The sequence below is a fragment of the Alcanivorax sp. 1008 genome, assembly GCF_020667895.1.
Taxonomy (GTDB): domain Bacteria; phylum Pseudomonadota; class Gammaproteobacteria; order Pseudomonadales; family Alcanivoracaceae; genus PGZG01.
Window position 1 is genome coordinate 1 of sequence record NZ_JAFMPS010000038.1, and the last position, 8,603, is coordinate 8,603.

At 57.3% G+C, this 8,603-nt stretch carries 8 protein-coding genes and 1 tRNA gene; 6 read left to right on the forward strand and 3 right to left on the reverse strand.

Features of this window, described 5'->3' with window-relative positions:
• A partial coding sequence (locus tag J1C54_RS15630; RefSeq protein ID WP_229149711.1) for a pyruvate, water dikinase regulatory protein occupies positions 1 to 683 on the reverse strand: 683 nt, incomplete at its 3' end.
• A gap of 11 nt (positions 684 to 694) precedes the next feature.
• On the reverse strand, positions 695 to 1,315 hold the full coding sequence (locus J1C54_RS15635) for a lytic transglycosylase domain-containing protein (protein ID WP_229149713.1): 621 nt from the start codon (positions 1,313 to 1,315) through the stop codon (positions 695 to 697).
• Positions 1,316 to 1,564: 249 nt separating this feature from the next.
• Between J1C54_RS15635 and J1C54_RS15640 the strand changes: the two genes are divergently transcribed.
• From J1C54_RS15640 to J1C54_RS15665, 6 genes are all read left to right on the forward strand, one after another.
• The gene (locus J1C54_RS15640; protein WP_229149714.1) at positions 1,565 to 2,185 is read left to right on the forward strand and encodes a gluconate 2-dehydrogenase subunit 3 family protein; all 621 of its coding nucleotides are present in this window, start codon (positions 1,565 to 1,567) and stop codon (positions 2,183 to 2,185) included.
• Positions 2,182 to 3,741 carry a GMC family oxidoreductase gene (locus J1C54_RS15645; protein WP_229149715.1) on the forward strand — a complete coding sequence of 520 codons (1,560 nt, stop codon included), beginning with the start codon at positions 2,182 to 2,184 and terminating at the stop codon, positions 3,739 to 3,741. The genes J1C54_RS15640 and J1C54_RS15645 overlap by 4 nt, the downstream gene beginning before the upstream one ends.
• Before the next feature lie 88 nt (positions 3,742 to 3,829).
• Positions 3,830 to 4,423 carry a transcriptional initiation protein Tat gene (locus tag J1C54_RS15650; RefSeq protein ID WP_229149716.1) on the forward strand — a complete coding sequence of 198 codons (594 nt, stop codon included), beginning with the start codon at positions 3,830 to 3,832 and terminating at the stop codon, positions 4,421 to 4,423.
• A 17-nt stretch (positions 4,424 to 4,440) separates the two neighbouring features.
• A complete protein-coding gene (locus J1C54_RS15655) occupies positions 4,441 to 6,039 on the forward strand; it encodes a GMC family oxidoreductase N-terminal domain-containing protein (protein ID WP_229149717.1) in 1,599 nt (532 codons plus the stop codon).
• A 135-nt stretch (positions 6,040 to 6,174) separates the two neighbouring features.
• Positions 6,175 to 6,251, forward strand: a tRNA-Pro gene (locus J1C54_RS15660).
• Positions 6,252 to 6,311: 60 nt separating this feature from the next.
• Positions 6,312 to 7,472: a methyltransferase gene (locus tag J1C54_RS15665; RefSeq protein ID WP_229149719.1), complete on the forward strand. Its 1,161-nt coding sequence runs from the start codon at positions 6,312 to 6,314 to the stop codon at positions 7,470 to 7,472.
• A gap of 9 nt (positions 7,473 to 7,481) precedes the next feature.
• Here J1C54_RS15665 and J1C54_RS15670 read toward each other — a convergent pair.
• The coding region (locus J1C54_RS15670) for an anthranilate synthase component I family protein (protein ID WP_370635687.1) at positions 7,482 to 8,603 on the reverse strand (1,122 nt) is incomplete at its 5' end.

Below are 8,603 nucleotides of genomic sequence, written 5' to 3' on the forward strand. Positions count from 1 at the left end.
CGAGCAGAGGCATAGCGGCTTCCGGCCATGCGCTCGTTGCGGATGGCGATCAGGCGTTCCGGGTTGATGGTCAGGCCGAACAGTTTTTCCTTGTGCGGGATCAGGCATTCCGGCAGGCGCAGGTCGTCAAAGTCTTCTTCGGTGAGCGGATAGTTGGCAGCGTAGAGGCCAAACTGCAGGGCAAGGTAAAGGCTGGTGGGAGTTTTACCGCTGCGCGATACACCGATCAGGATAACGTCCGCCTGATGGTAGTGGCGAGTGCGGGCGCCGTCGTCATTGTCCAGAGCAAAGTGTACCGCATCAATACGGATGCGGTAGGCCTCATGATCCTTGATGGCGTGGCTTTGGCCTACGGTGTGGCTGGAGCGTACTCCCAGCTCCTGCTCCAGCGGGCCTAGAAATGCAGCAAACATATCCAGCACCAGAGCCTTGCAGCGAGCCAGAATTTCCCGGTGCTCGTCATTAACCAGAGTGGAAAAGACAATCGGAGTAGTGCCATCGCGCTGGCCGGCTTGGTTGATCTTTTCTACAACACTGTGTGTGGTTTCATTGCTTACCACATAGGGCAGGGTGACATGTTCGAACTCAATGCCCCGAAACTGACTGAGCATGGAGTGGCCAAGTGTTTCTGAAGTAATGCCGGTGCCGTCAGAGACGAAAAAAGCGGTGCGTTTGGTTGACATTAACGATCCTGTCAGCGTGAAGCGATGGCGTCTTCTTCCGCGTAGTGGCTGGCGAACTGCTGCCGATAGCGCGGTAGTAGCGAGTTGATTTTCTTGACGTAGCCCTGAGTTTCTTTGAACGGTGGAATGCCACCATGACGGCGTACGTTACCCTCGCCAGCATTGTAGGCGGCCAGCACCAAATCAAGTGAATCGAACTTGCCAGTGAGGTAGTGCAGAAACTTGCTGCCGCCAAGAATATTCTGGCGGGCGTTAAATGGGTCATCGACACGCAGGAATGCGGCGGTTTCAGGCATCAGCTGCATGAGCCCTTGGGCGCCTACCCGGGAGACAGCGTGAGGATTGAAATGTGATTCCGCATGGATCACCGCTTTGATCAAAGCGGGCTCTAAAGCAAATCGCTGGGCGGCGTATTCAATGTCGCCATCGTAGCGGTCCCGTTTCTCGGCGGTCAGTGGGCCGAGCTTCTCTTCCCAGCCCTTGCGTACACTAAGAAGTACATGATCGCGGGACACCCGGTCAGTGGCCTGATCAGTAAACAGCACCCCGCCGCCAGGTTGGCGGTATTGGTAGATGGTGTCGGCGCTGGCCATGCTGCAGAGCAGGGTGGTCAGCAGGATCAGGTGTCTCATTGTTTTTATCACGGCTGAAGCCGCTCCTACGGTGTCAGCAGGCCGGCCTGACATCATATCGCAGGATAGACGCTCGCCGCGAATGGTTTTGCCGCATGACACGTACTACATGGCACGCACCACATGACAGGTGTGCTTGAGTGTCAACTTCACGTGTCTGGTAAACAGGTTGTCTCTTCCGGGGCGCTCGGGTAGCTTTGCTGGGAGTCTGACTGACGCCTCTTAATGGCCCTATATAAGGGAGCTTTAATGACAACAAAACAGCAGGCTGATGCCGCGGTTGCGCCGCTGGCTGGCCTTTCCCGACGCAAATTCATGAAAACGGCCCTGTGGGGCGCGGCGGGAGCCGTTGCTGTGCTGGGTGGTGGTTTTGCCTGGCTGCGTCGCTCCCCGGTTGACAGTCTGCCGGCACCGGAGCACCTGCAGCACCTGAGTGCGTCCGAGTATCACCTGTTTCAGCGCGCCATTACCGTACTGCTGCCCACGGATGGCACGCCTTTAACACCGGCGCAGCAGGTTCCGGTGATAGACAATATTGACCATCTGCTTGGTCTGGTGGACCCGGTGATTCGCAAGGATCTGGGTGCTGGACTGGGGCTGTTTGATAACGCAGCAGTGCTTTCCTATGGGCGCCGTTTTGTCGATCTGGAGCTGGATGATGCCATTCGCTTTCTGGATGACTGGTCCCATGGCAATACTATTCAGCGCACCCTGTCATCGGTGGTGAAGAAGTTCGTCTATGTTTCCTACTGGCGCGACCCCGCCACCTGGGGCCCGATCCGCTTTGATGGACCCGTTTCCGATCGCTGGGGGATTCCGTCGTTGGGCAATACGCCCCTTCCTGTTGAGTCTGAGGAGGCTTCGGCATGAGCCGTATAGATACTGTTAATGCCGTGCCGGCCCATGGGCTGCAGGTGATTCAGGCCAGTGATGTGAGCAGCGGCAAGCATGAGATGCGCGCTGATGTGGTGGTGATTGGCTCCGGTGCTGGTGGTGCTGTGGCGGCCTATGAGCTGGCTCGCAAAGGGCTGGATGTACTGATTCTTGAAGCCGGTCCCTATGTGCCGTCTTCGCAGTTTAGCGAGGATTTCAACGAAAGCCTTGAGCGCCTGTACGAAGATTTCGGTGGTCAGACTAATAAGGAAGGCGATCTGCTTCTGCTGCAGGGCCGCTGTGTTGGAGGCTCCACCGTGGTCAACGGCTGCGTATCATTCCGCACGCCGGATTTTATTTTGCAAGAGTGGGGCCGGGACTTTGGCTTGACCAATCTCAGCCCGGAGGCCATGCAGCCATGGTTCGAGCGGGTCGAAAAGCATCTGTCGATTGAGGACAACGCGGAGCATGAAATTGCCGGTCACAGTCGTTTGGTGCGTGACGGCGCCCGTAAGCTTGGCTGGTCGGTGAAGCCGTTCAAGCGCAATATCCGTGACTGCGCTTTGACCGGGCATTGCCTGTCGGGCTGCAAAACCGATCGCAAGCAATCCATGTTGGTGACTTACCTGCCATGGGCCATGGCCCACGGTGCCCGTCTGCATGCCGACACGAGGGTGACACGGATTCTGCAGAACGGTGGTCGGGCGGTGGGTGTTGAGGCCGAAGTGATTGGCCATGATGGCATTAAGGTGGCGGATATTCGTGTCGATGCCAATACCGTGGTACTGGCTGCTGGCGCAGTACAGTCGCCGCTATTGATGCAAAAAAGCGGTCTGGGTAACAGCTCTGGGCAGGTTGGCAAGAACTTCGCCTGCCATCCCTCCATGTATGTGGCGGCCAAGTATCCGCATGAGGTATTTCCCTGGCGCGGCGCGCTGCTGGGTGTCTATGTGGATGAGTTCCTGCTGCCGGAGAAGGGCGGTTTCGTTCTCGAGGCGGGTGGTCTCGGTGCCGTTGAGATGACCATGCTGAACGAGCCGGGCACCGGCAAGCCATTTATGAAGTTTATGGAGGAAGCCCGTTATAAGAGCGGTATCGTGACGTTGATCCATGATCATAATGTTGGTGAGATTCGCTGGGAGGATGGCCGCAAGGTGGTCGACTATCAGGTCTCCGACAAGGACTTCCCGTCCATGCTGGCCGCATTGAAAGCCAGTGCCCAGATTCATTTTGCCGCCGGCGCAACTGAAGTGTACGTGCCCAGCGTCGAGAAGCTGGTTATCCGTCAGGAAAGTGACATTGATGAGGTGCTGGCCAAGCTGGAGAATAAGCCGCAGCGCTTGCGGCTGGTGTCCTATCACCCGCAGGGCACTTTGCGCATGGGCAGCGACCCGGCGCGCAGCGTAGTGGCCCCCCATGGCGAGAGCCATGATGTGAAGGGCTTGTATGTCACCGATGCCAGCTTGCTGCCGACGTCGATTATCGTTAACCCGCAGGTTACCGTTTATGCCCTGGCCAGCTATATCAGCCAGGAAATTCTCAGCAGGCTCTAGAAGGGTTTATCATTTGCTCGGGTTTCAGCTAGACTTCAAAAGTTGAATAACAATAACGAGGGGCCAGAAGGCTCCCGGAGCAGGGTAGATGACCCAGAAAAACGACATCCCGCCAGCGTTGCTGGGTGGCTTGGAGCCGCTCTCGCGCCGCAGTCTGTTACGTCTTGCTGCTGTTTCCGGTGTCGCTCTCACCGCAGGGTGCGCGCGGGTTTTCGGCCGTCGCGACGCACCTGAGGCGCTTACCTACGTCAACCTGACGGAGGATGAAGTGCGGGTAGTCACCCAGTTTACCCGGGCGGTACTGCCCACCAGTCGGCACGGCTTGCCGGACTGCATCAACGAAATCCCCACTATCAAGAATGTCGACATCATGGTCGGCAATATGGACCCGACCCAGCGTCAACTGCTGGCTTTGGGTCTGTGGGTCTACGAATACCGTCCCATGGCCAGTTTCAAATTCAAGCGCTTTAGCAAACTGAATGAAGAAAAGGCACATGCTTATGTGGTGGCCATGCAGGAGGGCGCTTTCTTCGAACGCGGTCTCACCACCACGCTGAAGGCGCTGGTGACATTGAACTACTGGCGTGATTCGCGCACTTGGTCGGCGTTGGATTATTGGGGCCCAGTGACTGAACGCTGGGGTGTCCGTCGCCTTGGCAACGCCCCCCTGCCACAGGCCTGACGCCGGAGATTAGCGGTATGCGCATGATCACGATGCAGCGCGAAGGCGTTGCGGTTACCCAAGCCAAAGACATTGCCCGCGATGCATCGCTGGGTCGCCAGTTCAGTATTCAGGCAGATGTGGTGGTGGTTGGCTCCGGTGCCGGAGGTTCTGTGGTGGCCTACGAAATGGCCAAGGCAGGCAAGAAAGTGCTGGTGCTGGAATCCGGCCGTTATTGGCCCAGCGCTGAATTCACTGAGTCCCTCGGCGACACACTGAGCAAGGTATACCGTGATCAGGCGGCGCAGGCCAACACCACCACTGACGTACTGTTTCTCGAAGGCAACTGCATCGGTGGCTCAACGGTCATTGGTGCTGGAGTGATGCAGCGCCCACCGGATGAGATTTTCAAACGCTGGTCCGAGGACCTGGGGCTGACAGATCTCAGCCGTGAAAAACTGGAGCCCTATTACGCCCAGGTGCAGAGCTGGCTTAACGTCAATACCAACGAAGCGCATGAGATTAATACCACGGCCCATAAGGTCATTCAGGGCTGTGAGCGGATGGGCTTTAGCTGGCGCCCGGTAGCCCGTAACGTGAAGAATTGTGCTTTGACTGGCCATTGTCTGGCCGGTTGCCCATCGGACCGCAAGATGTCCGCGCAGGTTACCCATTTGCCTTGGGCTGCAGCCTATGGTGCGCGCATATTCTCTGACACTGAAGTCAGCCGTGTGCTGATGAAGGGTGGCCGTGCCACCGGCGTGGAAGCGGTGATCCGTGATCCGGATACGGGTAACGTGGTGTCCAATGTCCGGGTGGACGCGCAGGTCGTGGTGCTGGCCGCTGGTGCCATTCACTCTCCGATGATTCTTCAGCGCAGCCAGGCCCCGGATCGTGGCGGCAACATTGGCGCCAATATGGCCATTCAGCCTTTCACTCAGGTGCTGGCTACCTTTAAGGAAGAGCTGTTTGGCTTCCAGGGCGCGCTGGTGGGTGTGGAGGTTGATGAGTTTATGAACTCCGATGGCTTCACCTTCTATTCGGCCTTGGCCGAGCCTGAGCAGCTGATGGCTGTGGGTGAGCAGGAAGCGGGCGATGAACATATCAAGTTCATGAAGTCCTACAAGCATATGGCCGGCCTGAACGCGTTCGCCATCGACGAAGGCAATGGCCGAGTGGTCTGGGAAGGTGATCACCTTGGCGGTCGCAAGGTGATCAAGTGGAGCCCGACACGGGCGGATTTCGAGCGCATGACTCGGGCCACCTCAATTGCCTCCCGGATTTTCTTCTCCGCCGGTGCCGAGCGAGTATGGCTGCCGACTTTCGAGAAGATGCATGCCGATAACGTGTTTGAGTTGGATCAGAAACTGGCTCAGGTGAACTACGGAATCAACGGCATATATTCCTACCGGATGAACAGCTTTACCCCGCACGGCACCTGTCGCATGGGACTGGATCCTTATACTTCGGTGGTCAGCGCGGATGGTGAAGTACACGGCGTCAGCGGCCTGTATGTGGCAGATGCGTCCATTTTCCCGACTCCGGTGCCATCGACTCCGCACTGGACTGTGCAGGCTCTGGCCACCTACGTCGCCGGTCGCATTAATGCCCGCGCTTCCAGCCACTTCCTGTCGTAGCTGGGAAATGGCTGACAAGCCGCTGGGAAGTAGCCGTTACGCAACTAAATAGTAGCGACCAAAAAAGCAGCATCTGACCAGATTTTCCCCCGAGCCAGTAGCAATCCGGAAAAATCTGACTACAATACGCGCCATCGGAGTATAGCTCAGCCTGGTAGAGCACTACGTTCGGGACGTAGGGGTCGCAGGTTCAAATCCTGCTACTCCGACCAGACTTAAAAAAAGCCGCTGAAAAGCGGCTTTTTTTATGGCGCCAACGGTGAATCCAACATATGTCTCTTGCTGATCGAACCTTTGTGCATCCTTTTGGCTCGCTGCAGCTGCGGCGCTGGCCGCGCCTGTCTGATGATCCATTGCGTGGTTGGGATGGCGCGGATCGCTATTTGCTGGAAGTACTTGCAGAGGAGTTGCCGCAGGTTGCTCCCCTGTTGGTGCTTAACGATCAGAGCGGCGCTCTGACGCTGGCGCTAGTCAATGCTGCTGACGTCGATGCGGGTCCAGCAAACCAGCTGGGATGTCAGGTGTATGCCAGTGGCGATTCCTTCGTTGCTTATGCGGCGCTGCTAGCCAACGCTAAAGACAACGGTATTGAGCCGAAAAGACTGTCATGGAGTTGGGCAGACCAGCCATTGCCCGGTGGCGCCAAGGCAGTGTTGCTGCGGGTGCCAAAGGAGTTGTCTTTGCTCGAGTGGCAGCTTGCTGCGCTAAGCCAGGCATTGCCCGCTGGCGTACCCTTGTTGATTGCAGGAATGGACAAGCACCTGCCGCGCAATCTTGTTGAGGTGTTGGGTCGCTATCTGGATGCGCCCAGCGCCGGGCTGGGGCGACACAAGTCACGAATTTTTCGCGCGCGCATTGCCGCGCAGGAAAAAGCGCCGCCGCCGCCAAGCTGGCTAACTTTGCCAGAACAAGGCTGGCAACTACGCGTCGATGCGGGAGTATTTTCCAGGCAGCAACTGGATATCGGTGCGCGCTTTTTCCTTGAGCATATTCCGCAGGGCATTGATGGTGATATCTGCGATCTGGGCTGTGGCAATGGTGTGATCGGCATGATGGCGCTGCAGCAAAACCCGTCGGCGCGTTTATACTGTTGCGATGAAAGCGCATTAGCCTTGGCCAGTACCCGTGACAACATTGCCCGGACATTTCCCGATCGGCTGGTGCAGTTTCATTTGGGTAATGGGCTGGACGGGCTGGATCAGCAGTTTGATCTGGTTCTGCTAAACCCGCCATTTCATCGGGGTCATGCGCTGGACGACAGTGTCGCCCGAATGTTGTTTCGCCATGCGCGCCGACACCTTAAGCCCGGTGGTGTTGTCAGAGTGATTGGCAATAGCCATCTTGGCTATGGTGCGCTTCTAAAGGATCAGTTCGGCAAAGTAAGTCAGGTCGCCCGCAATGCCAAGTTCATTATTTATGATGCCGGGCTGTAGAAGCTGCTTCTAAGATAGGGCATCCATCAGCTTTTCCACTTTGAACAGGCTTTCCTGATATTCCTGCAAGGGGTCAGAGTCGATAACAATGCCGCCGCCACCGTGGCAAAAAATCTGCTCGCCACTGGTCTGAAATGTGCGGATCAGAATGTTGGACTCCAGATTGCCCTCACTATCCAGACTAAATTGCGTGCCGCAATAAAAGCCACGGGGCGCAGGCTCAAGCTCGGCAATAATTTCCATGGCCCGTTTTTTCGGTGCGCCGGTGATCGAACCGCCGGGGAAACAGGACAACAAAGCGGCAAGCGGTGAGACGTCGTCGCGCAATGTACCGCTGACGGTGGATACCAGGTGCTGGACGTTAGAAAACTTGCGCAGCTCGAACAGAGGCGTTGCCTTGACCGAGCCGGGCACGCACACCTTGCCGAGATCATTGCGCAACAGGTCGACGATCATCAGATTTTCCGCCCGATCTTTTGGGCTATCCAGTAGCGAGTCTCCAAGGGCGCGATCCTGTTGCGGATCAGTGCTACGTGGCCGACTGCCCTTAATGGGTTCGCTGATTATCTGGCGCTGACGTATTCGCAGAAAACGTTCCGGCGAAACGCCGAAGACGCAGTCGCCGTCGGGTAATTGAAAGAAGCTGCCGTGGGGCGCCTGATGGCGGCGCACCAGTTTTTGCCAGGCTGCCAGCGGGCTTCCGGAGAAGCGGGCGCTAAAACGGCGGGCAAGATTGACCTGATAGCAGTCGCCTGCACGCAAGTAGTGCTGGATGCGCTCCAGTGCAGACAAATAGCTGGTCTGGTCCATGTCACTGCTAAATGGGGTGGCCAGGGCAAAGTCATCACTGCTCAGTTCTGCTGGCTGGTGGGCTGGCACTTCCCGAATGTCTGCCGGATCAAATATCTGCACGGCTGCCGGGCCGGCATCATAGGCAATCAGGCCGACAGCCTGTTGTCCGGGTTTTAGCAGGTCAGCCAACCGCTGCGGCAGTCGGGCCAGCTCGGTAGCGCCGTGTGCCTGCAGCACGGCAACTGGCCGGCTGGCCGCCAGGTGCTTGCCGCTGGCATGCCAGATAGCACTGTAAAGGGGAGCGTACTGGGTCATTTCCTGCACCTGAAACAGAGGCGA

Bases quoted from the DNA above. Each gene is read 5' to 3' on its own strand.
- J1C54_RS15650 (WP_229149716.1), top strand. From the start codon at position 3,830: ATGACCCAGAAAAACGACATCCCGCCAGCGTTGCTGGGTGGCTTGGAG.
- J1C54_RS15645 (WP_229149715.1), top strand. From the start codon at position 2,182: ATGAGCCGTATAGATACTGTTAATGCCGTGCCGGCCCATGGGCTGCAG.
- J1C54_RS15640 (WP_229149714.1), top strand. From the start codon at position 1,565: ATGACAACAAAACAGCAGGCTGATGCCGCGGTTGCGCCGCTGGCTGGC.
- J1C54_RS15665 (WP_229149719.1), top strand. From the start codon at position 6,312: ATGTCTCTTGCTGATCGAACCTTTGTGCATCCTTTTGGCTCGCTGCAG.
- J1C54_RS15655 (WP_229149717.1), top strand. From the start codon at position 4,441: ATGCGCATGATCACGATGCAGCGCGAAGGCGTTGCGGTTACCCAAGCC.
- J1C54_RS15635 (WP_229149713.1), bottom strand. From the start codon at position 1,315: ATGAGACACCTGATCCTGCTGACCACCCTGCTCTGCAGCATGGCCAGC.